This window comes from Streptomyces sp. GC420 (assembly GCF_009916105.1).
Taxonomy (GTDB): domain Bacteria; phylum Actinomycetota; class Actinomycetes; order Streptomycetales; family Streptomycetaceae; genus Streptomyces.
Window position 1 is genome coordinate 1 of sequence record NZ_JAAAXQ010000090.1, and the last position, 22,867, is coordinate 22,867.

Sequence of the window (22,867 nt, forward strand, 5' to 3'; positions counted from 1 at the left end):
CGCCACCCCCGAGCCCTCCCCGAGCAACGGCACGACGCCGCTGGCGGAGACCGGTTCGAGCGCGCCCGTCGGCATGATCGCGGGCGGCGCGGCCCTGGTGGTCGCCCTGGGAGCCGGGGCGGTGTACGCGGCCGGCCGTCGCACCCGCCGCTCATGACCCCCGGGCACGGGCGCGAGGGGTGATCACTGTGATCGCCTTCATGCCGTAGAGCCTCGACCGGTACCTCCGCCGGGGCGGTGGGCACGGATCCGTGCCCACCGCCCCGGCGGAGCCGTCTTGGCCCCGTGACCAGGTCCGTGCCCGCCGTATCAGCCGTGCGGGCCGGCGGCGTAGCGGGCGGCCGCCTCGGCTGCCCTGCGGGCCAGCGTGCGGCGGAGCCCGGCGGGGGCGAGGACTTCCGCGTCGGCGCCGAACGCGAGGAGTGCCTCGGCCGCGCCCAGGGAACGGAACCGCATGTCGACGCGGACCCGGTCCGGGGCGGTGCCCGGGGCGGCGTCCGAGCCGGCGGGCGGGCTGACGGGCGGCGGTGCGGGGACGTCGGCCTCGTGGATCCGCAGGAACCTGCCGAGGATCTCCCGCCGGACGCTGACGGTGACGGGGGCCGGGTCCGGCGCGTGGTCGACGCGGTGGCGCAGTGTCTCCCACACGGCTGCCAGTTCCAGGCCCTCGCGTCGCCGTACGGGTTCGTCGGCGACACTCGCGGAGAGGATCCGGTCGGCCCGGAAGAGCCTGGGCCTGCCACGGTGGTCCGCGACCAGGTACCACGTGCCGGCCTTGTTCACCAGGCCGTACGGATCGACGGTGTAGGACCTCACGCGGCCGTCCTCACCGTGCCGGTAGCGCTGGCGCAGGCGCCGGTCGGTGAAGACCGCCTCCTGGAGCACACGGAGGTCGGCGGCCGGGCGCCGCGGCCCGCCCCGCCAGCGCACCGGATCGATCAGGATGCGGCGGCTGGCCAGATCGGCGTCCGGCCGGAACGGGGCGGGCAGCGCCGCCATGATCTTGCGCAACGCGGAGTCGATGGACCGGCCCAGCCCCAGATCGGCGTGCGCGCGGCCGGAGAGAAGCACGAACAGGGCGCGTGCCTCGTCCGAGGTCAGGCCGGTCACGTCGGTGCGGTAGCCGGGCAGCAGGGCGATGCCGCCGTGCGGTCCGCGCACGGTGTAGACGGGGATACCGGCGGCGGACACGGCCTCCACGTCCCGCATGACCGTGCGGACCGACACCTCCAGGCGCTCGGCCAGTTCGCCGGCGGACAGCTTGCCGTGGGTCTGCAGCAGCAGCACGAGCGAGAGCAGACGGTCGGATTTCATGGCTCCAAGGATTCCCGGGTTATATGACGGAGGTTGTCATATACCTCCGGGAGGATCCGTCACCGGGGCCGCCGCAGGGGCGTCCCCCGGCCTCCGGCGTCCGGGAGGACGGCGCGCGTCACCGCGCCTGCTTCGCGGGCAGAGGCCGGACAGCACGGAAGGGAACGTTGTGACAGCAACCCGGGGCAGCGAGGTCAGGCGGGTCGCCGAGGGCTACGCGAAGGCGTGGACGAGCGGCCACGTCGACGAGGCGATGAGCCACCTGGCCGACGACATGGTCTGCGACGCACCCGCGGGCCGGATCGGGGGTGTCGCCGCGTACCGCGCGTTCACCCAGGGGTTCGTCGACCGGATCGTCAGCGCGACGGTCACGAAGGTACTGGTGGACGGGACGAGTGCCGCGGTCGTGTACAGCTGCGCCACTCCGTGGGCCAAGGACTTCCGCGCCATGGACCACATCACGGTCGAGGACGGCAGGATCCGGCACATCACCACCGTCTTCGACCGCCTCCCGGCGGCGGAGGCCGCCGGGAGAGCCCAGGGCTGACCCACGCGCCCTCCTTCCCGGCGGGCACCGCCGCCTCGGAGGAGGACGGTGCCTGAGGCGGACACGACGTACCGCGCCGTGTCCGCCCCGGGTCGGCGGAATCTTCCAGCGCCGCCGACCGTTGTGCTGACTGTCACACAGTGCACGAAGGAGGTGTCATGGGCACCATCCATACGCACGGCGGCGTACCTGCCGCCCTTTGCACCGGGCCCGTGGCGAGCGAGCGCGCGGACTGCTGGATGCTCGAGCACCGGCCGGAGGCCGTCGCACAGGCACGCCGCATCGCGGACGAGTCCCTGGCCAGGTGGCAGGCCTCCGAACAGATGACGGAAGCGACGCTGCTCGTGGTCTCGGAACTCGTCACCAATGCGGTGGAACACGCCCGTCCCCCGTTGGTCCTGCACCTGCATCTGCGCCAGGACGAATACGGCAGGCGGGTACGGGTGGAGGTCATCGACGGAGGCCCGGCAGCGCATCACGGAACCTGGGCGGCCAGCTGCCGCGACGGTGAGCACGGCCGCGGCCTGGAGATCGTCGATCTCGTCAGCACCGCACACGGGGACCACGTCCAGACCGGGCGTGCCACGCACTGGGCGGACCTCGTCGTGGTGGCCTGACCGGGCCTCGGGCCACCGGGGGCAGGGTTCCGCCTCCGGCGGTCCACGGCGCGGTCCAGGGGCTCACCGCCGGGTGAGCCCCTGGACCGCGCGTCGCCGGCCGGCGGGTGGGGGACTGCCCGGCCGTGCTCCCGAGATGCGGCAGCCGCCCTCCGCTGCGAGACTCGACCCATGGCTGTCCTGGGACGACTGGAGGGCGGACCGGAAGATCTGCGGGACCAGATCGTGCCGATCGTTCCTCCAGGAGACGAGATCAAGATGCCGTACCGCGGCGGATACGAGCACTACAAGGTCACGACGCGCCACGAGGACACCGAGAAGGGGCGGGTGACCGTGTTCTCGTGGTGGGAACGGACGGAGATCGCCGAATAGCCGGGGACATCGGCATGCGGCTACGTCGCGAGGCCGCGTGCGGGGCGGACGACGGCGGTGAAGCCCGCCCACCGCCCGCGGCGGCGCGGGCGGAGACGGGTGTCAGGAGCGCGGCCGGCCGGTGCGCTCGCTCCGGCTCGCGTTCCTCTCCCTGATGCGGGCCGCCTCCTTGCGCACCTCGGCCTGGGTGGCACGCTCCTGCCGCAGCCACTCGGGAAGGTCCTTCCTGAGCTCGTCGATCTGCTCCGTGGTCAGGGGCTCCGAGACCCCTCCGCGCGCGAGTCCCGCGATGGACACACCCAGCTTCGCCGCGACCACCGGCCGCGGGTGGGGACCGTTGCGCCGCAGCTCGGCAAGCCACTGGGGCGGCTCGGACTGCAGCGCGTTCAACTCGGCGCGCGAGACCATGCCCTCCCGGAACTCCGCAGGGGTGGCTTCGAGGTACACACCCAGCTTCTTCGCCGCGGTCGCGGGCTTCATCGTCTGGGTGCTCTGGTGCGACGTCATGGCGCCAAGGGTATCGAGCGTGTGAGCCACCGCCGACCACGACCGCCGACCACGACCGGTAGCCTGGCCGGGTGACAGGCTCGGCGGCAACCCCCTCGTTCCGGCTCGCGTACGTTCCGGGAGTGACCTCCACCAAGTGGGTGCGGATCTGGAACGAGCGCCTTCCGGACATCCCCCTTACCCTCGTGGCGGTCCCCGCGGAGGAGGCGCCCGGTCTGCTCCTCGCCGGCGGCGCCGACGCGGGCTTCGTACGCCTGCCGGTCGACCGGACACACCTCAGCGCGATTCCCCTCTACACCGAGACGACGGTCGTCGTGGTCCCCAAGGACCACATCGCCTCGGCGGTCGACGAGCTCACCACCGCGGATCTGGCGGACGACGTCGTGCTGCACCCGCTGGACGACACCCTGGACTGGGAGAGCCCGCCGGGGCAGCCGGCCAGGGAGCGCCCCGCCACGACCGCGGACGCCGTGGAACTGGTGGCGGCGGGGGTGGGAGTGCTGGCCGTCCCGCAGTCGCTGGCCCGGCTGCACCACCGCAGGGACCTCACGTACCGGCCGCTCGCGGACGCACCTCAGTCACGCGTCGCGCTGTCGTGGCCCGAGTCCAGGACCACCGATCTCGTGGAGCACTTCATCGGAATCGTCCGGGGCCGGACCGTCAACAGCACGCGCGGTCGCCCCGCGACGCCGGTCCGGCCGCAGCAGCAGGGCAGTCCGGAGGCCCGCCGCCGGCGTCCCGGCACGCAGGGTGCGGGGCAGCAGCCGGTGGGCAAGCAGACCGGCGGGAGCGGGCGCGGCGGCTCCCGCGGGTCCGGCGGCCCCAAGGGCGGCAAACGCCCCCGCCGCCGCTCATAGCCCTTCCCCGGAGTCGCCGACCGGGTGGTGCGTACCGCACGCCCGCTGCTGTCCGGCGGCCGGAGGACGCCGGCGGAGCGGAGCCCGGGCGCCGCCGACGTCAGGCGAACCGGGAACTGGGCACCGGGCCGGACGAGATCAGGGCGGACCTGTCACCCCGCAGCCAGGTGTCGCGGACGGCGGTGACGAAGCCGGTGAATGCCTCGTCCGGGTCGGTCGGAGTGTCACCGTCGCCCTCGTCCGGCGACGGGTCCGCGTGCACGATGTCGTCGGCGATGCGGTCCTCGGGGCGGCTGTCGGCCGGCGTTCGCTCGACGCCGTCGGCCCCCTGGCGCAGCCCTTCACCCCACGGCGCCACGATCGACTGGTGCAGCAGGGCGACGCTGTCGGCGGTGACGGCCGGGGAGTCGGTCCAGGAAGCGGCGTGCTCGTGGAGCACCTGTCCCGGTACGCGGTCGAAGAGCTGCCCGCAGACCTCGGCGCCGTGCTCCGTCCGGGTCAGTCCGTTCAGGTCGTAGGCGATGACGACGGTGTCCTCGCGTCCCGGGGCGAACCTCTCCGCCGGAAGCCCCAGCACCCCGGCCGCGGCCAGACCGAGGACACGGCTGTCCCGGTCGGGCAGCAGCGACACAGAACGCGGGCGCACCTCGGCGGCCTCCAGCAGCGTGCGCAGCCGCAGCAGACCCCGCAGACACTGGCCCGGTGTGTCCTGCAGCCAGGCGTAGCGTCCCGTCATCCCCGCGTCGAATCCGAAGGGGGAGAGCATGCCGAGGACCGTGCCGCCGATCACGTACTGCCACCCGCGCAGGTCGGTGAGGTCCAGGGGAGTCGCCGGGGCGGCGGCGGAGGCACGCTCGAGCACGCGGCTCTGCCGTGCCCGGGCGGGCAGCCACTGGGGGTCGGCCGGATCCGGCAGCAGCGAGTGCTGGCGGCGGGCCAGGACGAGGTCGCCGGCCATGATGGCGTTGTGGACCAGGAGGTAGCGGTCAGGCCAGTCGGCGAAGTCGCTCTCGTGCCGGGCGAGTATCTCGACGGCCTCGCCGTGGCGGCCTTCGCGCTCGTACGCCGCCACGAGTTCACGGACCACCGTCAGTGCGCCCGGCTTCTGCCGGAGCACCTCGCTCAGGGCAGGGATCGCCAGGGAGGACAGGCCGCGCTCGATGCACGCGTACCCGAAGTCGAAGAGTTCCTGCGCCCTTCCGGGGCGTGCCGCCAGTGCCGCGGCGGCCTGCCGCAGGTCCTCGAATCCCACCGTCTCGGCGGCCCTCCCGACCACGAGAGCCACCTCTCCGGGCGGCAGACCCGCCGCGTCCGCCCGCAGCGACCGCAGGGCCCCCGGAACGTCTCCGGCATCGAGCAACTCCCAGGCCCTGACGAGTTCGGGGGACTTCGGCCGGCGATTCCTGCGCGAGAACATGCCGGAGATCATCACGTATGGCGGCACGGATCCTCAACGTGTTTCCGCCGCCCCCGTACCGCCCGGCCCGCCCCTGGAAGCCGCGGTCTTCAGGGGCGGGCCACTCCGGCCGCGCCTACGACTTGGCGACCGGCGGCCGGTCGTCCGTCTCGCGGTCGTCCGTCTCCCGGTCGTACGTCGAGGTTCCCGCGTCCAGGAGCGGCTCCTGAGTCTTGAGGTGTGCGGGCGCCAGTGCGCGCAGGGCGTGGTAGCCGGTGATCACGGGCAATGCTAATGCGGCCTGCGTACGGCTCCTCATCCGGTGTGTGCATGGGGCAACGAAGTCTTCCGTCCGCACTGTCCGTACCGGTGCGTGGTGGCCACCGGTTTCCGGTCGCGGGTACCCGGCCGGGTGTCTTGCCCGGCCGCCCAGGAGAATCGATGTCCACTTCCTCCCGGTATGATCAATTGTGTGATTATGTCTGGGTGGCTGAGGCGTCGTCGTTCTCCCGGCGGCGGGCGATGGCAGGCTGCCCTGCTGTCACCAGTGGTCCTGACGGTCGTCATCGCCGCGCTGGCCTTCGCCACCCCGAGGGAGATCGCCATCAGCCGCCTGCTGCCCGCCGCACCCGCGCTGGCCGCCGCGATGTGGAGCGTGCTCCCGACGATCCTGCTGGGGGCGTTCTGCCTGCTGGTCATGATCGGTCTCAGCTTCGTCTACACCGACCTGGGCACGCCCTACACGGCGGCCGCCATCGTCGCGGTCACCCTGGCGGCCGCCTACGCGAGCCACGTACGGCTCCAGCGGGAAGAGACCCTGTTCCATGTCCGGCTCGTAGCCGATGCGGCCCAGGCGGTGCTGCTGCGCCCGTTGCCGCCCCGCATCGCGGACGTCGAGATCGAGTCGTTGTACCTGGCGGCCCAGGAGCAGGCCCGGATCGGTGGTGACTTCTACGAGGCGGCCGACACGCCGTACGGGGTCCGGCTCCTCATCGGCGACGTGCGCGGCAAGGGCCTGCCCGCGGTCGGGGCGGCGGCGGCCGTCATCAGTTCCTTCAGGGAGGCCGCGTTCGACGAGCCGGACCTGAGAGTGGTCGCCCGGCGCCTGGAGACCAGCATGACCCGCCACAGCACCGCGTACGCCGCCCAGGACCGGCCGGAACACTTCGCCACCGCCCTGGTCGCCGAGATCCCCCACGGCGGCGGCCACGTGAGGCTGCTGAACTGCGGGCACCCCCCGCCGGTGCTCGTGCACGAGGGGAGGACCCGCGTCCTGGAGCCCTCCACCCCCTCACCTCCTCTGGAACTCGCGCCGCTCATCGGCGGCGACTACTGCGTCGACACCGTTGCCTTCGTCCCGGGCGACCAGCTGCTGCTCTACACCGACGGCGTGACGGAGACACGGGACCGCGCCGGAGAGTTCTTCCCGCTGGCGGACTGGGCGGGCCGGCAGGGTCAGGCACCGCCCCGCGAACTGCTCGACCGGCTCCACCGGGACCTGGTCCGCTACAGCGGTGGCACGCTCGAGGACGACATCGCGGCCCTCGCGGTACGAAGCACCGGCAGCCGGGCGCGGGAACACCCGGCGCGGGTGGGCGGACCGCCCGGCGCGTCCGGTGTGTGAACCGGGCTTCTCCGGCGGCGTGTGAATGGCTCACCGATGCGGCGCCCCACCGGACGCCGCCACGCCCTCCGGGCGTACGGCGCCGGCTGCGCCGCACGGCCCGGACTGCGGCTGCGGTCGGGTCACTTCGCTGCGGTCAGGTCACTTCGGTCCGGTCAGCTCGCCGAAGACCCAGTACGCGTCGTCGGGGGCCAGGCCCGCGAGGTGGCGCCCGGAGTGGTGCAGGACGGCGGGGCCGGAGGTGATGTGCTGGCATCCGGCGTGCATGTCGCGGAACACCCGCTGGAGGTCACCGTCGCGGAGAGCCGCGGTACCGGCCCACTTGTACGCGGTCGCGCACACGCTCTGCCCGGTCCTGGTGGCGTTGATCAGGGCCAGCCGGGCGAGCGTCTCCTGCTCGGTGCTGGGCCGGCCGCCCGCGTCGAGGGCGGTCTCGATGCCGGCCCAGACCTCGAGGGCCCAGGCGCGCGCGGAGCGGAGGGCGATCTCGGCGCGGGCGTAGTCGGCGTGGAACTCGGCGGAGTCGACGGTCGCGCCGGGGGCACCGGACTTCTGCCGGGCGAGGACCCGCAGCTCGTCCAGGGCCCGGCGGCCGACCCCGAGAGCCCAGCCCGTCAGGGCGATACCGGCGATGTTCCAGACGCCGACCCGGTACAGCGCCCCGCCGCTGACGGGCTCCGTGGTCGTGATGTCGTATGCGTAAGCCTCGGGGACGAAGACGTCGTCGAGGCGGTAGTCGATGCTGCCGGTGGCGCGCAGCCCCATGACGTCCCAGTTGCCGAGCAGGGTGGCCTGCTCCTTCGGCTGGATGAGGATGAGCACCTGCCCGGTCTGCTCGACCACCGCCGCGCTGTGGAGGTGGTCGGCGTGGTGCATGCCTGAGGCGAAGGACCATGATCCACTCAGCCGGTAGCCGCCGTCGACCCGGACGGCGGTGCCCGGCCGGGTGCCCTGGCCCGCGACCAGCGTGACGCGGCCGTCGCCGTACAGGCTCTGCGCGGCCTCCTCGCCGACGTACGCCGCGGTCGTGCCGGAGCACACATACACGGCGTGCACGATCCAGCCCGTGGAGGCGTCGTGGTGGCTGACCCTCTCGACGGTCTGAATGGCCTGGCGGGGTGAGAACTCGTAGCCGCCGAGCGACCGGGGGATGCAGATCCGGAACACGCCGCTGTCGTGCAGGGCCTGGACGACGGCCGGGGTGAGCCGGCCGGCCGCCTCGGCCGCCTGCGCCTCGCGGCGGATCAGTGGTCCGATGTCGTCCAGCCGGGTGAGCAGAGGGCCGAACTCCTCGCTGACGTGCAGGCCGCCGGAGGCGGTGGTGGTCAGCTGGTCGGTCATTCGTCAACGCTCCCTAGGGTGATCGGCTTTGTTCGCCGTTCCTCGCTTGCCGTTGCCTGCCAAGTCAATCGCGGAAGCGTGCCGTCCGGCAGCCGGTGGGCCGAGCCGGGTGACGTGCACAGCGAGCCGCGCACCTGATGTCACCCGTCGTCTTCGACGACATCCACTTCGAGCACCGGCCCTACGAGGCGTGGTCCGCCTACGCCCAGTCCAAGACCGCGAACATCTGTTCACCGTCGCCCTGGCCGGGAAGCGGGCCGCCGACGGCATCACCGCCGACGCGCTGCATCCCGGCGGCATCATGACGAACCTTCAGCGCCACCTGGACGAGGGCCAGCTGCGGTCCTTCGGCGCGCTGGACGACAGCGGTGAGCAACCGCCGATCCCCCCGGGCTGGAAGACTCCCGAACAGGGCGCGGCCACGTCGGTGCTTCTCGCCGCTCCAGCCACCGTCGAGGGTGTGAGCGGTCACTGCTTCGAGGACTGCAACGAGGCCCGCCTCGTCACAGCCCCCGGCGACTTCCTCAGCGGCGTCGCCCCCACGCCCTCGGCGCGGACGCGGCCGAACGTCTCTGGCAGGAAACCGTCCGCCTCCTGGTTCGCCGCGCCCGGGCGTGAGCCCTCCGTCGCCGTGGCGGACGAGCGGCGCAGGACGCGCCCGGGCGGGGGCACCGCGGACTGCCGAGCGGATGAGCACCCTCCGGCATTCGGATGATAGGCAGTCATACCGGTTTTCCTCCGTGCCCGAAGTGTGACTTCTTGAGGTGCCTGAAACAGTCAGCCCGGCCCGTCCGTCCGACGCAATGCCGTGGTCACAGACTTCCCGGCGACGCGGGTGGGACGCGGCAGCGGCCGCAGGGCGGCTGGCGGGCCTGTGCACACGAAGGGCGTTGCCCGCGACGGGTATTGACGGGCCGGCTCCACGCGCCTCGAGGAGACGTCTTGAGAGCTGTCCACACTGTCGGAACGCTGCTCGCCACCGCACTGCTCATCCCTGCGACGACCGGCGTGACGGCGCGGGCCGCGAGCACACCCGAACCCGACCGGCACCGAGCGGTGCACAGATCCGACGACTCCGGTCCCGCCGTACACCACGATACGTCCCGTCCGCTGCGCTCCATGCGCACCGCACGGCACGTCGAGCCGGACCGTCCGGCCAGTCCGGGCCGCACGTGGCCGCACACATCCCCTCAAGTGTCCGACACCACCCTGCAGCGCGACCAGGGTCGGCGTCCCGGAATCCGCCTCAGGACCAACTTCGAGGGGATCCCTGAGAACGGCATTCTGCCCCCGGACCCGAATGCCGCGGCCGGGACCACCCAGATCGTCGAAACCGTCAACGTGCGGTTCGCCGTGTACTCCAAGACCGGAGCCGCTCTTCTCCCGCCGACTCCGCTCAACACCCTGTGGTCGGGCTTCGGCGGCCCCTGCGAGACCCGCAACGACGGAGACCCCGTCGTGCGCTGGGACACCCTGGCCGACCGGTGGATCATCACCCAGATGTCGGTGAACCAAGAGACCGGCGAGTTCTACGAATGCCTTGCGGTCTCCCGCGGCGAGGACGCCACCGGCGAGTGGCACCGCTACGCGTTCCAGTACGCCGAGTTCAACGACTACCCGAAGCTGTCCGTGTGGCCGGACGCGTACTACATCACGTACAACACCCAGAATCCCCAGACGGTGTGCGCGCTGGACAGGGCCAGGATGCTGACCGGCGCACAGGCGGGCCAGCAGTGCTTCGAGGTGGAGACGGAGTCGAACCTGCTCGCCTCCGACCTCGACGGCTCCATGCCGCCGCCCCGTGGAACACCCAACCTGGTGACCAGTCCGGCGTCCACGAACCGGCATCTGCTGTTCTGGAAGTTCCACGTCGACTGGGAGCGGCCGGCACGGTCGAGGCTGACCGGGCCTTCGTACGTGGGGGTGGCTCCGTTCACGCCCGCCTGCGCCGGCGCCAACCCGGAGGAGTGCGTGCCGCAGGGAGGAACCGACCAGAAGCTGGACTCGATCTCGTACTGGCTGATGCAGCGGCTCGCCTACCGCAACTTCGGCGCCCATCAGTCCCTGGTGGTCAACCACGCCGTCGACGCCCGCGGCGGGGTCGGGGAGCGCTGGTACGAGCTGCGGCTCAAGAACGGGAAGCCGGCGGTCCGCCAGCAGGGCACCTACGCCCCCGACTCCACCTACCGGTGGATGGGGTCGGTCGCCCAGGACCGCGAGGGCGGCATCGCCCTCGGGTACTCCCGGTCGTCGGCCACGACGTACCCCTCGATCCGGGTGACCGGCCGTCTGGCGTACGACCCGCGCGGCCTCATGACGCTGCGCGAGACCACGGTGCGCAACAGTGCCGGACCGCAGGCGGACAGCAACCGATGGGGCGACTACACCTCCATGGCCGTCGACCCCGTGGACGACTGCACGTTCTGGTACACCAACCAGTACCTGACGGCCGGGGGAGACTGGCGCACCCGCATCGCCTCGTTCGCCCTGCCCGGTTGTACGGCCGACTGGCGGCAGTCCAAGTGAACCGGGGCGGAGGACGGGTACGGGGCCGGGCCCGCACGGCGCCGGCGCAACCCGTCGGGCCGCCGGTGAAGCGCATGACCGATCCCCCCGGGCCGAGGGGCCCGGGGGGATCGCCGCGGGCGGCGGGCAGCGTGTGCCCGGCCCCGTTCCTCACGCCGCGAGCGCGTGGCCGGGGTGCAGCACCACCTTGGTGTAGCCCTCGATCCGCTTGTCGAACTTCTCGTACGCCTGCGGCGCCTGCTCCAGCGGCAGCTCGTGCGAGACCACGAAGCTGGGCTTGGCGCGCCCGGCGATGATCAGGTCACGGAGCTGGCGGTTGTAGCGCTTGACGTTGCACTGGCCGGTGCCCATCTGCTGACCCTTCTCGAACATCCTGCCGATGGAGACCAGCAGCTGGCCGTGCTTTGCGTGCTCGTCCGGGCCGCCCGGGTCCGAGGGCACGTACAGACCCGGCACACCGAGCATGCCGGTCGGCCGCACCGTCTCGACGAGCGTGTTGAGGACGACGGCGGGTTCCTCGTGGCTGGTGTCGTCGTGTGCCTGGGCCTGGTAGCCGACGGCGTCCACGCCCTTGTCGGTTCCCTCTCCGCCCGTCTGTTCCTTGATCTGCGCGGCCGGGTCGCCCTTGGTGAAGTCGATGGGGACGGCCCCGATCTCCTCGGCCTTGGCGAGCCGCTCGGGCACCCGGTCGACGCAGAACACCTTCGAAGCCCCGCGCAGCAGCGCGGAGTAGGCGGCCATCAGCCCCACCGGTCCTGCGCCGAAGACGGCCACGCTCTCGCCGGGGGACACCTGGGCGAGTTCGCATCCGTGGTAACCGGTCGGGAAGATGTCGGCGAGCAGCACGAAATCGGTCTCGAACTCGTCGCCCGGCGGCAGCTTGAGGCAGTTGAAGTCGGCGTAGGGCACGCGGAGCCGTTCCGCCTGGCCACCGATGAAGGGGCCCATCGCCACGTAGCCGTAGGCTCCTCCGGCGAAGCCGGGATTGACCGTCAGACAGAAACCGGTCCTCCCGGCGAGGCAGTTCTTGCAGAATCCGCAGGCGACGTTGAAGGGCATCACGACGCGGTCCCCCTCGGACAGGGAGGTCACGCCCGTACCGACCTCCTCGACTATGCCGAGGTTCTCGTGTCCGAAGACGATGCCCGACTCGGCCGCCGTGCGGCCCTCGTACATGTGCAGGTCCGATCCGCAGATCGCGCTCGACGTGACCCGTACGAGCACGTCGTTCGGGTGCTGGATCCGTGGATCGTCGACCTCCCTCACAGTCACACTGAAGGGCTTCTCATAGACGACGGCTTTCACCTGGGCCACCTCCGCGTCGAACGCCGGACGACGGCGGTGACATACGGACCGCTACCGGGGCACACAGGGACGGCGGGCCGTCGGTCCGTGCGGTGGCCCCGGGTGCTCTCGCATCACCGCCTGGTACTTCCAGGGAACGCCTGTACGACGTAGGTCGCAACCCGCGCCTGCGCCCACGCCGCCGGTGTCAGGCGCGGGCGACGATGGCGGCGAGGTCGAGTGCGGGGTCGAGGGTGCCGTACTCGAGACCGCGGTCCTCCCCGAGCCGGGCGGAGACGAAGCCGGCGGCGACCGCGGCCGGAGCCTCCCGGATCACCACGGCACCCTGCAGGCCCAGCGCCAGTGCCTCGACGACCCGGCGGGCCAGGGCGGGGCCGGCCGCCGGGTCGGCCGCGGCGCGCCCGAGGAGCGCCCTAGTGGCGGCGACGTGCGCGTCGAAGGCGGGGTACTCGCCCAGCGCGGAGGCGAGTTCGCGGTCGACGGCCTCCACCGACTGCGGCTCGCGGGCCATGGCACGCAGGACGTCGAGGGCGATCACGTTGCCGGACCCCTCCCAGACGGCCATCACCGGCTGCTCGCGGTAGCGGCGGGCCAGCGGGAAGGCCTCCGTGTAGCCGTTCCCGCCCAGGCACTCGAGCGCCTCGTAGGCGTGGTTGGGCCCGCGCTTGCACACCCAGTACTTCGCGACGGCGGTCGCCAGCCTGCGGAAGGCGACCGACTCGTCGTCGTCACTGTCGTAGGCGGCGGCCAGCCGCAGCGCCGTCCATGTGGCTGCCTCGGCCTCCAGCTGCAGATCCGCGATCACCGCGGTCATCGCGGGCTGGTCGACGAGCAGAGCGCCGAAGGCACTGCGGTGCCGGACGTGCCAGGCCGCCTCGGCGACGGACTGCCGCATACCGGCGGCGCTGCCCAGGACGCAGTCCAGCCGGGTCTGGCCGACCATCTCGATGATCGTGCGCACCCCGCGACCCTCCTCGCCGACGAGCCAGCCGACGGTGCCGTCGAGCTCGATCTCCGAGGAGGCGTTGGACTTGTTGCCCAGTTTGTCCTTCAGCCGCTGGATCCGGAACACATTGCGGTCCCCGCCGGGAAGGACCCGTGGCACCAGGAAGCAGGACAGGCCTCCGCCGCGTCCGCCGTGACGGGAGGCACCGCCGGCGGCCTGGGCCAGTACGAGGAACGCGTCGGACTGAGGCGCCGAGCAGAACCACTTGTGCCCGGTGAGCCGGTAGGTGCCGTCACCGGCGTCGACCGCGCGGGTGGTGTTGGCCCGGACGTCGGAACCGCCCTGCTTCTCCGTCATCGCCATACCGAAGATCGCCGAGGTCTTGGTCGCCGGATCGCGCAGATCGGGGTCGTAGGCCCGGGAGTAGACCCGCGGGAGCCAGGTCTCGGCCAGCTCCGGGCTGAACCGCAGCGAGGGGACGACGGAATGGGTCATGCTCACCGGGCACGCGTGCCCCGGCTCGATCTGCGAGAACAGCATGAAGGTGGCCGCCCGGGCGACGTGTGCGCCGGGCCGGGGGGCGGACCAGCAACTGGTGTGCGCGCCGTGCTCGATTGCCGCGCCGATGACCCGGTGGTAGGCGGGGTGGAACTCGACGGCGTCGACCCGGTGGCCCCATCGGTCGTGGCTGGAGAAGACCGGTGGGTTGGTGTTGGCCAGTTCGGCGTCCCGCTGGAAGCCGGCCTGCCCGACCAGGGAGCCGACCGCGCTCAGACGGTCGGCCGCCCACTGGGCGTCGTACCGCTTGACGGCCTCGGTCAGCGCGGGATTGATCAGGTACTCGTTGAGGCCGGCCCGAGGGGGTGCCTGATTGACGACTTCGTGGGTGGTGCTCATCGTGTCTCCTTCGCGCCCAGAGCCCGGAAGCAGAACATGCGGATGCCTTCGACGATGTCGTCGTCCGACGCGGTGTGCCCGGCCGGCTGCCGGGGGTGGAGGCGGCCGACGAGTGCCTCGGAGACCGCTCCCATCACCGCCGAGGCGGCGAGGGCGGCGTCCTGGGCGACGAACGCGCCGTCCGCGACGCCGTCGCGGACGATCTCCTCACCCAGTTCCGTGTACGACCTGCGGTAGACCAGCCGTTCCGCGTCCACCGCGGAGGCCACCGGCTCGAAGAGCAGCGACCAGGCCATGGTGCGGCCCTGCAGGGCTCGCCCGGCGAACGTGCGGATCAGCGCGCCCAGCCGGTCGGTGGCCCGGGGGCCGGCGTCGGCGACCGCGGCACGCACCGTCGCGAGCTCGTGGTCGGCGGCACTGCGGAACACCTCGGCCAGCAGGTGCTCACGGTTCTCGAAGTAGGAGTAGACCGACCCGACGCTTGCCCCGCTCTCCCTGGCGATGGCCGCGACGGTCGCGCCGCCGAAGCCCTTGGCGGCCACGAGCGAGCGCGCCGCGCGCAGGAAGCCCGCCCGCTTGAGTTCCGCGTTGCGCCGGGTGGTCTCCGTCGGCCGGTAGGGCACGAAGCCTCTCCTCGCGAAGTTCTGAATCCGAATTCAATCTTTGGGAGACAATCGAATCCTGATCCAGAGCTTCGTGGCAAGAGGTCGTCGTGGATCCGCGGCCCGCTGAGGAGCCGGAGTTGGGGCAACGGAGGGGGCTTGCGATCGGCTCGGGCGACGGCCGTGACGGGCGGATAATGTCGGCTCATGACACCTGTGCGTGCGGTACTCGCGGACATCGACGGCGTACTCACCGTGTCCTGGAAGCCGCTGCCCGGAGCGGTGGAGGCGCTGACCCGCCTGCGGACGGCGGGCTGCGAGCCGGTGCTGGTCACCAACACCACCTCACGGACCAGGGCGTCCATTGCGGCGACCCTCGCCGACGCCGGGTTTCCGATCGGCCCGGACGACGTGCTCACCGCACCCTCGGCCACGGCCGCGTACCTGGCCGAGAACTACGACGGCGCCCGGGGCCTGCTGCTCACCAGCGGTGACATCGGCGAGGATCTGGCGGGAGCGGGGGTGACGTTCGTGGGGGAGGACGACGAGGATCCGGTCGATGTCGTCCTCGTCGGCGGTGCCGGACCGGAATTCGGCTACCGGTCGCTGAACCGGGCCTTCCACCGCCTCCAGCAAGGGGCCCGGCTCGTCGCGATGCACCGCAATCTGTACTGGCGCACGAGACACGGACTCGACCTCGACAGCGGGGCGTTCCTGACGGGCCTGGAACGTGCGGCCGGCGTGGAGGCGGAGATCACCGGGAAGCCCGCGGAGGCGTTCTTCTCGGCCGCCCTCTCCCGCGCCGGGGCCCGGCCCGCCGAGACCCTGATGGTGGGGGACGACATCGAGGCCGATGTGCTCGCCGCCCAGCGGTGCGGGATCACCGGAGTGCTGGTGAAGACCGGCAAGTATCTGCCCAGGACGCACCGCGACGCCCCGGGGACTCCCGACCACGTCATCGATTCCGTCGCCGATCTGCCCGGACTGCTGGAGCGCCTCACCCGATGAGGCGCACCGACCGGCCCCCCGCACCCGGCGAGGCGCCCCTGCCTCTTGCGGCGCGGCCTGCCGGTGCGGGACGCCGGCGCGGGACGAGGACAGGTGCCGGCAGCCGCGGTCGCGCCGACGTGCGGCACCCGGGCGAATCATCCGGCCGGCGAAGACAGCCACAGTCATCACGGACACTCCCGAGTGGCACAGTGGTATCCATGTGCGGCCGATACGTCTCCACCCGCAGTCCCAAGGAGCTGGCCCCTCTCTTCCGCGTCACCGAGGTCAGGCCGTCGGAGACCCTCGCGCCCAGCTGGAACGTGGCGCCCACCGACGAGGTGTGGGCGGTCCTCGAACGCGTCCCGCGCGGCGCGCAGACGGTCACCCGGCAGTTGCGGCCGCTGCGCTGGGGACTGGTGCCGTCCTGGGCCAAGGACCCCGGCATCGGCTCCCGGCTGATCAACGCGCGGATGGAGACCGCCCAACAGAAGCCCGCCTTCCGCCGCGCGTTCGCGAACCGGCGCTGCCTGCTCCCGGCCGACGGCTTCTACGAATGGCAGTCCCTTCCCGCCACCGGGGACCGCAGGAGCCGCAAGCAGCCTTACTTCATCCACCCCGCGGACGGCCGGGTCATGGCACTGGCCGGACTGTACGAGTTCTGGCGCGACCCCGGCGTCCCCGACAAGGACGACCCGGCGGCCTGGTGGACGACCTGCACCATCATCACGACCGAAGCCACCGACGCGGCGGGCCGCATCCACCCCCGCATGCCGCTGGCCGTCTCCGAAGCCGACTACGACGCCTGGCTCGACCCCGCCCAGCAGGACACCGACCGGCTCCGCACCCTGCTGATCACTCCCGCCGACGGCCACCTGGACGCCCGGCCGGTCTCCACCGCCGTCAACAACGTCCGCAACGACGGCCCGCAGCTGCTGGACGCCGTACCCGCTCCGTGACCGTGACCCCGCCGACGGCCCCGCCCGGCACGCGGCCCCGGTTGCGCGTCAGCGACGGGGTACCCGGCCGGTGACCGGCCGTCTGGTTGCGGCCGGGCGGTGCGAGGCATCCCTCCGGGCCCGAACGGAGCAGCCCCATGACCAATACCAGCAAGGAACAGACCGTCGGGCAGTCGGGCGGAACGGGCAGTTGCGACGCCGGCCACCGCGGTGGGCCTCCCCGGGACCCTCGCCCCGCGGGCCGGTTCCCGTGACCCCGGATGACGCACCCCGAGGTTGTATGAGCCGGGAACGAGGCAGGGCCACACGCCCCGCGCGGCTGCGCTTCGAAGGCTGGATCGCGGGGACGGGCACCTCGTCCGGGACACGCGTCGTGCTGGGTCACTGGGAGCGATCGCCGTTCGGGCCGTTCAGCGACGTGATGCTGGAGCGAGCGAACGGGGAACGCCTGCTGCTGGCACCCACGCGGGAGACGGCGGACTTCATCGTCCGCACCTACAACTTCGACACGGTGCGCATTGTGCCGGTCGGCGTGCGCGTCGCGGCAGGCACCTGGACGGTCAGGGCCGGGCCGCTCGATCTGCGCTTCACCACCGGCCGGCGAGGGCCCCTGGGGTTTCTCCTGCGTGCCGTGCCCGGCCCGCTCGCCCGACGGCCGGCATGGAGCACGCTGACGGATCTCCCCGCCCGCCTGCTGCTGTCCGGTGTCCGGACCCGGGGCACTGCCGGCGGCGGCCGCCGCGAGTGGTACGGCGCACACGACCTGCGGCCGATCACCACGGTGACGGCGGTCCTCGAAGGCGACGACCTCGGCGTGATGGCCCCCGTCGAGCCCGCCGTCCGCTTCGGGTTCGCCTCCGCGCCCCGGAAACCCGCTGTCACACGGATCACCACGACGGTGGCCCTGGGCCCGGAGCCCGAGCCCTCTCGCGGGCGCCGGGCGTGAGGGCGGGCCGATCAGCCGTTCGTGGCCCATCCGGCGTTCCCACAAGGCCCTGCTTCACGGGACGGCGGCAGCGGGTGCCAGGGAGCACCACTGCCGCACCGCCTTGCGAACTGTTGGCGGACGGGGTCCACAAGGCCGTGTACGCCTTCGCCACCGGCGCGGTCGCCGACGCACTGGCCGCACGAGGCGGTCCCGGTCCCCCGGACAGTGTCATGCCGATGTCGGCCCGCTGCCGCGGCGAGAGGCCCATGGGCGGTAGGGCGCCCTGGCGCGCCGCCGTGCTGTCCAGCCGGGCATGATGCTTTCACGATCACGCGCGTGATACTCCTCCCCGGGTGAGCCGTGGGGAACGGGGTGCGTGCCGTGGCCTGCGAGGTCTGCTTGCCTGCCATGAGTCTCGGACCTACTGTGCGGGTATCGCAGCGCGTTTTCCCACCCCTGTCTGGCTGGACGGCCGATATGTGCGGCTGGTCCCGCTGTCGCTGAGTGATGCCCCGGCGCTGTTCGTGGCGGGGCGCGGTGATGAGCAGATGTGGCGGTGGCTGTCCACCACGCCACCGGGCTCGCCGGCGGAGATGCAGGCTCTGGTCGAGCAGCGGCTCGCGCAGCAGGCGGCGGGGGAGGCGGTGGTGTTCACCGTACTGCCGAGAACGACGCTGCGGCCGTCGGGGTGGGTGGCCTACCTGGACATCTCGGTCTCGGACGAGCGCCTGGACATCGGGTGGGCCTGGGTGGAGCCCTCAATGTGGGGTACCGCGGCCCACCTGGAGATCCACTTCATGCTGGCCTGCCACGCTTTCCAGGATCTCGGCTTCGGGCGGGTGCAGTGGCGGCTGGACGGCCTCGATCTGCCGTCCCAGGACGCCGTCTCCCGGATCGGCGGAATCCGCGAGGGGGTGCTGCGCCGGCACGGCCGGCGGGGGGACGGATCGTGGCGCGACACCGTCTATTACTCACTGGTCGCCCCGGAGTGGCCCGCGGTGCGTGAGCGGTGGATCTCCAGCTGGATCCTGGAGTGACCCCGGCGGACGAGACCTGCCGCTGCGACGCCGTTCCGGGGCGTGGCGGTGCTCCTTCCGGGTGGCCCATTCACTGACGCGGTCGTAGCGTCGATACAGAGACGATCGCCTGCGACCGCGGCACACTCGCCCGGTGTCCGGCCCGCAGGCAGGCCCCCGCAGGGCGCAGAGCTCGAGCGCGGGACCAGGGGTTCTGCGAGAGGCAGTTGGGAGCAGACATGCGCAGACATACTTTCAACACGGCGGTCACGCTCTGTGCCGCGGCATTGCTCACAACAGCCATGGGGACGGCAGCCTTCGGGACGGCCTCCGCCGCCCCGCAGACCGCACCCGCGGTGAAGCAGCAGAGCGTGCGGCCAGTGCTCGTCGACTGCTTCTGGAACGCGGACGTACGCCCGGACGACTTCATGCTCGCCTGCGGTGACGGCAACAGCCGCCTCTCATCGCTCGACTGGTCACAGTGGGACCCGAACTCGGCGACGGCCACGGGCATCAACGTCGTGAACGACTGCAAGCCCTACTGCGCGGCCGGTACGTTCCACTCGTACCCGGTCATCGTGCGGCTGGAGGACCCGCAACCGTGGGCGAAGCACCCGCAGTTGCAGCACTACACCGAGATGGAACTCATATACGTCAATGACAAGCCGGACGGATTCCCGCAGGTGCTGAGCCTCCCACTGTGGGACTGACCTCGCCGAAGGAACAGACAAGGTACGAAGAGGGAACGAGGCTTGAACGGCGGACCGACGCCGGCCGAGCACCGACTCCCCTGTGGCCGGTGCGCAGCCCCGCGGTCCGCGTTCCCGCGCTGCCTCGTCCTCCCGTGTCCTCCCGGTGCCGCCCTCAGGCCCTCTCCACGGTGAGGCGCCGACCGGGCATGCGCATGTTTCCCTTCCTTCGCGGCTGGTCCTGCAGGGTCCTGCTCACCCGGAAAACTAGGGGAGCCTCCCTGGGCGGTCGTCCCGCGGAAGGTTGAACTCCGCACCGCACTACGGCGGTACCGGGGTTCCCTCTGCAACTTTCGCGGTACGCCTTACACCACGGCCGTTTGACGCCCCGTCCCCGCCGACCCGCCTACGCTGCGACGTGTCCATGTCCGCGTCCGCATGCACTTCCGTGCGCGTCGAACAAAGAGGGAGGCTCACGATCGAAGGACGGTGGCCGACGTCCCGTGACCGGCCCGCGCACGGGGAGCGGGTCGCGGCGCGGAACCGGCCGACAGCACCTACCCATACGCGGCCGGCGGTCGTGCGCCTGCTCGGAGCCCCCGGACCGTGGCTGGTCGACACCGTGCTGGCCGTGGCCTTCCTCGTCGTCGCCCTCACGCTGGGCGGCCAGCCCGAACCCGGCCCCGGCTGGCGCGCCCTGGACGCCGAGGGCGCCGCCCTCACCTGTCTGGTGAACGTGCCGATCGCGGCGCGCAGACGGGCGCCGCTCGCCGTCTTCGCGGTCGCCTGCGCCGGGTGGCTTGTCTTCATCCACCTCCACTACTGGCCGGTTGTGAACTGCCCGGGCCCCTTCCTCGCGCTCTACACCGTGGCCGCGCGACGCCCGACCCGCGTCGCCACCGCCGCGACCGCGGTGATCGGCGCCGTATGGCTGTACGCGGGGATCCGCTCGGGGCAGCCCATGGCGGCCTGCGTGGCCCAGGCGCTGGTGTTCCCCGCCGTGGGCTGCCGCGTCGGCATCGCGGCCCGGATCTCCGCCGAACGCGCCGAGCAACTCGCCCGGCTGGCCGTCGAGTTGCGGCGCGAGCAGGGGGACCGGGCCCGCCGCGCGGTCGCCGGGGAACAACGGCGCATCGCGCGTGAGCTGCACGACGTGGTGGCCCATCACATGTCGGTGATCAACGTGCAGGCGGGAATGGCGGGTTATGTCTTCCGCACCTCCCCGGACACCGCGCATCAAGCCCTGCTGACCATCTCCGAAACCAGCCAGGAGGCGCTGCGCGAACTGCGCCGGATGCTGACGCTGCTGCGTTCCTCCGCCGACGAGACGGCCGACACCACCGTGGGGGCCGACGCGGAGGAGGGGACGGACACCGGGCCGGGGAGCACATCCGCAGACGGGAGCGCGGTGCTGTACGCCCCCATGCCCGGTCTGGACCGGCTGCCGGAGGTCGCGGACCGGGTCCGCGCCGCCGGCGTACCCGTCGACCTGCGGTTCTCGGGCGACGTACGGCCCCTGGAACCCGGCACGGAACTCTGCGCGTACCGCGTGGTGCAGGAGGCTCTCACCAACGTGATCAAGCACGCGCACCCCGCGCGCGCCACTGTGCTCGTCGACTTCCGGCCGCGGGAAATCGTCGTGAGCGTGACCGACGACGGCCGGCAGACCCGGCGGGTTTCGGCCAATGTCCCGCCGGGCCCCGGTCATGGCTTGATCGGTATGCGGGAACGCGCAAAGCTCTACGGCGGCACCGTGGAAGCCGGTCCGCGGGCCGAGGGGGGCTACGGCGTACGCCTCGTCCTGCCCACCGCACCGGCGCCCACTGAACCGACGGGGGGATGACCCACCGGCATGACCAGGGTGCTCGTGGTCGACGACCAGTACCTCATCCGGGCCGGGCTCGTGGGACTGCTCCGGGCGGCCCCGGGGATCGAGGTGGTGGGCGAGGCGGCGGACGGCGAGGAGGCCGTACGCGCGGCGGCCCGCACCCGGCCCGACGTGATCCTGATGGACATCCGGATGCCCGTTCTCGACGGTACGGCCGCCACCCGCCGCATCCTGGCGGAGGCAGCGGATCCGCTGCCCCGCGTGCTGATCCTGACCACCTTCGACCTCGACGAGTACGTGTACGCGGCGCTGCGCGCGGGCGCCTCCGGATTCGTCCTCAAGGAGACCGGCCCGGAGCAGCTGATCGGCGCGGTGATGGCCGTCGCCCGCGGGGACATGCTGTTCGCGCCGACCGTCACGCGCCGGCTGATCGAGGCGTACGTCGCCCGCTCGGAACCGGTCCCGGACACTCCCGCCGGTCTGGGCGCGCTCACCGGGCGGGAGCGCGAGGTGCTGCGGCTGACCGCGCGGGGGCTGTCGAACGCGGAGATCGCGGAGAAGCTCTTCATCAGTGAGGCGACGGTCAAGACCCACCTGAACCGGACGATGAGCAAACTCGACCTGGACAGCCGTGCCCAGGCCGTCGTCGTCGCCTACGAGACGGGTCTGGTGGTCCCGGGCCGCCCAGCGGTCTGATCCGCCCTCCGGCCCTCCGGCCACGGTCCCGGATCCCGGTGCTCCGGCCGGTAGTCCGCCGGCCCGGCTCCGGGCGGGGGAGGGGAGACCGGCGCCGGGATGCCGCGGGCGCCGGGCCGGGCGGCCGTGCTCAGCGCACCGGGAATCCGAAGGAGTACCCCTGCTCCTTCAGCCACGGCAGGACCTCGCGGAGCGCGGCCACGGTCTGGGAACGGTCTCCGCCCGCGTCGTGGAAGAGGACGGTGGGGCCGTTGGAGATCTCGTTCTTGACGGTGGCGACCATGGCGTCCTTTCCGGGACGCTCGAAGTCCTTGGAGTCGACGTTCCAGCCCAGCGGCCGCATGCCGTGGGAGGCGGCGAGACGGCGGCTGTACGGGGTGAACGCGCCGCCCGGAGCCCGGTAGTACAGCGGCCGGACACCCCCGGACGCCTCGATGATCATGCGTTCGGCTTCCAGGATCTGCTGTGACTGGTAGGCCTCGGACTTGGTGTCCATGGTGGTGTCGTGCGAGATCGTGTGGTCGCACAGCCGGTGCCCGTCCGCCACCACCGCCTTGACCAGGTCCGGGTAGGCCCGGGCCTGCGTGCCGACCATGCAGAACGTGGCCTTCACGCCGTTCTCCCGGAGCACCCGCAGCACCTGCGGCGTCCACACGGGGTCCGGTCCGTCGTCGATGGTGATGTTGACGCCCCGGGCGCCGCCGTCCGAGGCGTGGACGATCTCCGCCGACACCCGCCGGCCGTGGGACTCGTCCGACGGACTCGCAGAAGCGCCCGCCGGCGCGGGCCGTCCGGCGACGGGCCCGGCCTGCGCGGTCCACACGGACGCGGCGGCTGCCACCGCCGTCACCCCGACCGCCGCCGCGAACGCCCGGCCGTTCCATCCCCGTCTGCCACGCCCCACCGTGCCCAC

Annotated in this window: 23 protein-coding genes and 1 pseudogene; 15 read left to right on the top strand and 9 right to left on the bottom strand. The window is 72.1% G+C overall.

From position 1 onward, the window contains the following. Positions 1–40: 40 nt before the first annotated feature. Positions 41–157: an LAETG motif-containing sortase-dependent surface protein gene (locus GUY61_RS41160; RefSeq protein WP_279576800.1), complete on the top strand. Its 117-nt coding sequence runs from the start codon at positions 41–43 to the stop codon at positions 155–157. Between the two features lie 152 nt (positions 158–309). Here the strand turns inward: GUY61_RS41160 and GUY61_RS13940 are convergent, their stop codons facing one another. Then, positions 310–1,314, bottom strand: a complete 1,005-nt coding sequence (locus GUY61_RS13940; protein ID WP_166630453.1) for a YafY family protein — start codon at positions 1,312–1,314, stop codon at positions 310–312. 169 nt (positions 1,315–1,483) lie between these two features. On the opposite strand from GUY61_RS13940, the gene GUY61_RS41165 reads away from it, so the two are divergent. The 3 genes from GUY61_RS41165 to GUY61_RS13955 all read left to right on the top strand — a co-directional run bounded on the left by GUY61_RS41165 (position 1,484) and on the right by GUY61_RS13955 (position 2,850). Continuing rightward, positions 1,484–1,861: a nuclear transport factor 2 family protein gene (locus GUY61_RS41165; RefSeq protein ID WP_166630454.1), complete on the top strand. Its 378-nt coding sequence runs from the start codon at positions 1,484–1,486 to the stop codon at positions 1,859–1,861. A gap of 158 nt (positions 1,862–2,019) precedes the next feature. Then, positions 2,020–2,478, top strand: a complete 459-nt coding sequence (locus GUY61_RS13950) for an ATP-binding protein (protein ID WP_243766443.1) — start codon at positions 2,020–2,022, stop codon at positions 2,476–2,478. 171 nt (positions 2,479–2,649) lie between these two features. After that, on the top strand, positions 2,650–2,850 hold the full coding sequence (locus tag GUY61_RS13955; protein ID WP_166630455.1) for a DUF5988 family protein: 201 nt from the start codon (positions 2,650–2,652) through the stop codon (positions 2,848–2,850). 102 nt (positions 2,851–2,952) lie between these two features. Here the strand turns inward: GUY61_RS13955 and GUY61_RS13960 are convergent, their stop codons facing one another. Beyond that, positions 2,953–3,357: a DUF5997 family protein gene (locus GUY61_RS13960; RefSeq protein ID WP_166630456.1), complete on the bottom strand. Its 405-nt coding sequence runs from the start codon at positions 3,355–3,357 to the stop codon at positions 2,953–2,955. A 71-nt stretch (positions 3,358–3,428) separates the two neighbouring features. Here GUY61_RS13960 and GUY61_RS13965 point away from each other — a divergent pair, with 71 nt between their 5' ends. Beyond that, positions 3,429–4,214, top strand: a complete 786-nt coding sequence (locus GUY61_RS13965) for a LysR family substrate-binding domain-containing protein (protein WP_166630457.1) — start codon at positions 3,429–3,431, stop codon at positions 4,212–4,214. A 100-nt stretch (positions 4,215–4,314) separates the two neighbouring features. Here the strand turns inward: GUY61_RS13965 and GUY61_RS13970 are convergent, their stop codons facing one another. Together GUY61_RS13970 and GUY61_RS13975 are read right to left on the bottom strand one after the other, a co-directional pair. Continuing rightward, on the bottom strand, positions 4,315–5,631 hold the full coding sequence (locus tag GUY61_RS13970) for a hypothetical protein (RefSeq protein ID WP_208105960.1): 1,317 nt from the start codon (positions 5,629–5,631) through the stop codon (positions 4,315–4,317). Positions 5,632–5,746: 115 nt separating this feature from the next. After that, positions 5,747–5,899 (bottom strand): annotated as a pseudogene (locus GUY61_RS13975) (nitrate reductase); the annotation flags it as partial. Between the two features lie 171 nt (positions 5,900–6,070). Here GUY61_RS13975 and GUY61_RS13980 point away from each other — a divergent pair. Next, positions 6,071–7,234: a PP2C family protein-serine/threonine phosphatase gene (locus GUY61_RS13980; protein ID WP_166630458.1), complete on the top strand. Its 1,164-nt coding sequence runs from the start codon at positions 6,071–6,073 to the stop codon at positions 7,232–7,234. Between the two features lie 141 nt (positions 7,235–7,375). Here the strand turns inward: GUY61_RS13980 and GUY61_RS13985 are convergent, their stop codons facing one another. Then, positions 7,376–8,575: an acyl-CoA dehydrogenase family protein gene (locus tag GUY61_RS13985; RefSeq protein ID WP_166630459.1), complete on the bottom strand. Its 1,200-nt coding sequence runs from the start codon at positions 8,573–8,575 to the stop codon at positions 7,376–7,378. Between the two features lie 190 nt (positions 8,576–8,765). Between GUY61_RS13985 and GUY61_RS13990 the strand changes: the two genes are divergently transcribed. Together GUY61_RS13990 and GUY61_RS13995 are read left to right on the top strand one after the other, a co-directional pair. Beyond that, complete coding sequence (locus tag GUY61_RS13990; protein ID WP_166630460.1) at positions 8,766–9,290, top strand: hypothetical protein; 525 nt, start codon at positions 8,766–8,768, stop codon at positions 9,288–9,290. Between the two features lie 479 nt (positions 9,291–9,769). Further along, positions 9,770–11,101, top strand: coding sequence for a hypothetical protein (locus GUY61_RS13995; protein ID WP_166630461.1), 1,332 nt, complete (start codon positions 9,770–9,772; stop codon positions 11,099–11,101). A 150-nt stretch (positions 11,102–11,251) separates the two neighbouring features. Here GUY61_RS13995 and GUY61_RS14000 read toward each other — a convergent pair whose 3' ends face one another. The 3 genes from GUY61_RS14000 to GUY61_RS14010 form a co-directional block, all read right to left on the bottom strand. Further along, a complete protein-coding gene (locus GUY61_RS14000; protein WP_166630462.1) occupies positions 11,252–12,406 on the bottom strand; it encodes a glutathione-independent formaldehyde dehydrogenase in 1,155 nt (384 codons plus the stop codon). 187 nt (positions 12,407–12,593) lie between these two features. Continuing rightward, a complete protein-coding gene (locus GUY61_RS14005; RefSeq protein WP_166630463.1) occupies positions 12,594–14,249 on the bottom strand; it encodes an acyl-CoA dehydrogenase family protein in 1,656 nt (551 codons plus the stop codon). Further along, positions 14,246–14,872, bottom strand: a complete 627-nt coding sequence (locus GUY61_RS14010; protein ID WP_166630464.1) for a TetR/AcrR family transcriptional regulator — start codon at positions 14,870–14,872, stop codon at positions 14,246–14,248. Before GUY61_RS14010 ends, GUY61_RS14005 begins: the two co-directional genes overlap by 4 nt. A 186-nt stretch (positions 14,873–15,058) precedes the next feature. Between GUY61_RS14010 and GUY61_RS14015 the strand changes: the two genes are divergently transcribed. The 7 genes from GUY61_RS14015 (at position 15,059) to GUY61_RS14045 (ending at position 21,954) form a co-directional block, all read left to right on the top strand. Then, positions 15,059–15,859, top strand: a complete 801-nt coding sequence (locus GUY61_RS14015; RefSeq protein WP_166630465.1) for an HAD-IIA family hydrolase — start codon at positions 15,059–15,061, stop codon at positions 15,857–15,859. Between the two features lie 200 nt (positions 15,860–16,059). Beyond that, positions 16,060–16,797, top strand: a complete 738-nt coding sequence (locus GUY61_RS14020; RefSeq protein WP_166630466.1) for an SOS response-associated peptidase — start codon at positions 16,060–16,062, stop codon at positions 16,795–16,797. Between the two features lie 280 nt (positions 16,798–17,077). Further along, the gene (locus GUY61_RS14025; RefSeq protein WP_166630467.1) at positions 17,078–17,743 is read left to right on the top strand and encodes a hypothetical protein; all 666 of its coding nucleotides are present in this window, start codon (positions 17,078–17,080) and stop codon (positions 17,741–17,743) included. Positions 17,744–18,204: 461 nt separating this feature from the next. Further along, positions 18,205–18,762: a GNAT family N-acetyltransferase gene (locus tag GUY61_RS14030; protein WP_166630468.1), complete on the top strand. Its 558-nt coding sequence runs from the start codon at positions 18,205–18,207 to the stop codon at positions 18,760–18,762. Between the two features lie 218 nt (positions 18,763–18,980). Then, the gene (locus GUY61_RS14035; RefSeq protein WP_166630469.1) at positions 18,981–19,451 is read left to right on the top strand and encodes a hypothetical protein; all 471 of its coding nucleotides are present in this window, start codon (positions 18,981–18,983) and stop codon (positions 19,449–19,451) included. A 559-nt stretch (positions 19,452–20,010) separates the two neighbouring features. Continuing rightward, a complete protein-coding gene (locus GUY61_RS14040; RefSeq protein WP_313896655.1) occupies positions 20,011–21,273 on the top strand; it encodes a histidine kinase in 1,263 nt (420 codons plus the stop codon). A gap of 9 nt (positions 21,274–21,282) precedes the next feature. Next, a complete protein-coding gene (locus GUY61_RS14045) occupies positions 21,283–21,954 on the top strand; it encodes a response regulator transcription factor (RefSeq protein ID WP_166630471.1) in 672 nt (223 codons plus the stop codon). 130 nt (positions 21,955–22,084) lie between these two features. Here the strand turns inward: GUY61_RS14045 and GUY61_RS14050 are convergent, their stop codons facing one another. Next, complete coding sequence (locus GUY61_RS14050; RefSeq protein WP_166630474.1) at positions 22,085–22,858, bottom strand: polysaccharide deacetylase family protein; 774 nt, start codon at positions 22,856–22,858, stop codon at positions 22,085–22,087. Positions 22,859–22,867: the final 9 nt, after the last annotated feature.

What these genes read in the sequence shown, in the direction of transcription:
- GUY61_RS14035 (WP_166630469.1), top strand. Translation starts at nt 18,981, where the DNA reads ATGCGCAGACATACTTTCAACACGGCGGTCACGCTCTGTGCCGCGGCA.
- GUY61_RS13950 (WP_243766443.1), top strand. Translation starts at nt 2,020, where the DNA reads ATGGGCACCATCCATACGCACGGCGGCGTACCTGCCGCCCTTTGCACC.
- GUY61_RS13980 (WP_166630458.1), top strand. Translation starts at nt 6,071, where the DNA reads ATGATCAATTGTGTGATTATGTCTGGGTGGCTGAGGCGTCGTCGTTCT.
- GUY61_RS14005 (WP_166630463.1), bottom strand. Translation starts at nt 14,249, where the DNA reads ATGAGCACCACCCACGAAGTCGTCAATCAGGCACCCCCTCGGGCCGGC.
- GUY61_RS14020 (WP_166630466.1), top strand. Translation starts at nt 16,060, where the DNA reads ATGTGCGGCCGATACGTCTCCACCCGCAGTCCCAAGGAGCTGGCCCCT.
- GUY61_RS13985 (WP_166630459.1), bottom strand. Translation starts at nt 8,575, where the DNA reads ATGACCGACCAGCTGACCACCACCGCCTCCGGCGGCCTGCACGTCAGC.
- GUY61_RS14015 (WP_166630465.1), top strand. Translation starts at nt 15,059, where the DNA reads ATGACACCTGTGCGTGCGGTACTCGCGGACATCGACGGCGTACTCACC.
- GUY61_RS13970 (WP_208105960.1), bottom strand. Translation starts at nt 5,631, where the DNA reads ATGTTCTCGCGCAGGAATCGCCGGCCGAAGTCCCCCGAACTCGTCAGG.
- GUY61_RS14045 (WP_166630471.1), top strand. Translation starts at nt 21,283, where the DNA reads ATGACCAGGGTGCTCGTGGTCGACGACCAGTACCTCATCCGGGCCGGG.
- GUY61_RS13940 (WP_166630453.1), bottom strand. Translation starts at nt 1,314, where the DNA reads ATGAAATCCGACCGTCTGCTCTCGCTCGTGCTGCTGCTGCAGACCCAC.
- GUY61_RS14025 (WP_166630467.1), top strand. Translation starts at nt 17,078, where the DNA reads ATGAGCCGGGAACGAGGCAGGGCCACACGCCCCGCGCGGCTGCGCTTC.
- GUY61_RS13960 (WP_166630456.1), bottom strand. Translation starts at nt 3,357, where the DNA reads ATGACGTCGCACCAGAGCACCCAGACGATGAAGCCCGCGACCGCGGCG.
- GUY61_RS13955 (WP_166630455.1), top strand. Translation starts at nt 2,650, where the DNA reads ATGGCTGTCCTGGGACGACTGGAGGGCGGACCGGAAGATCTGCGGGAC.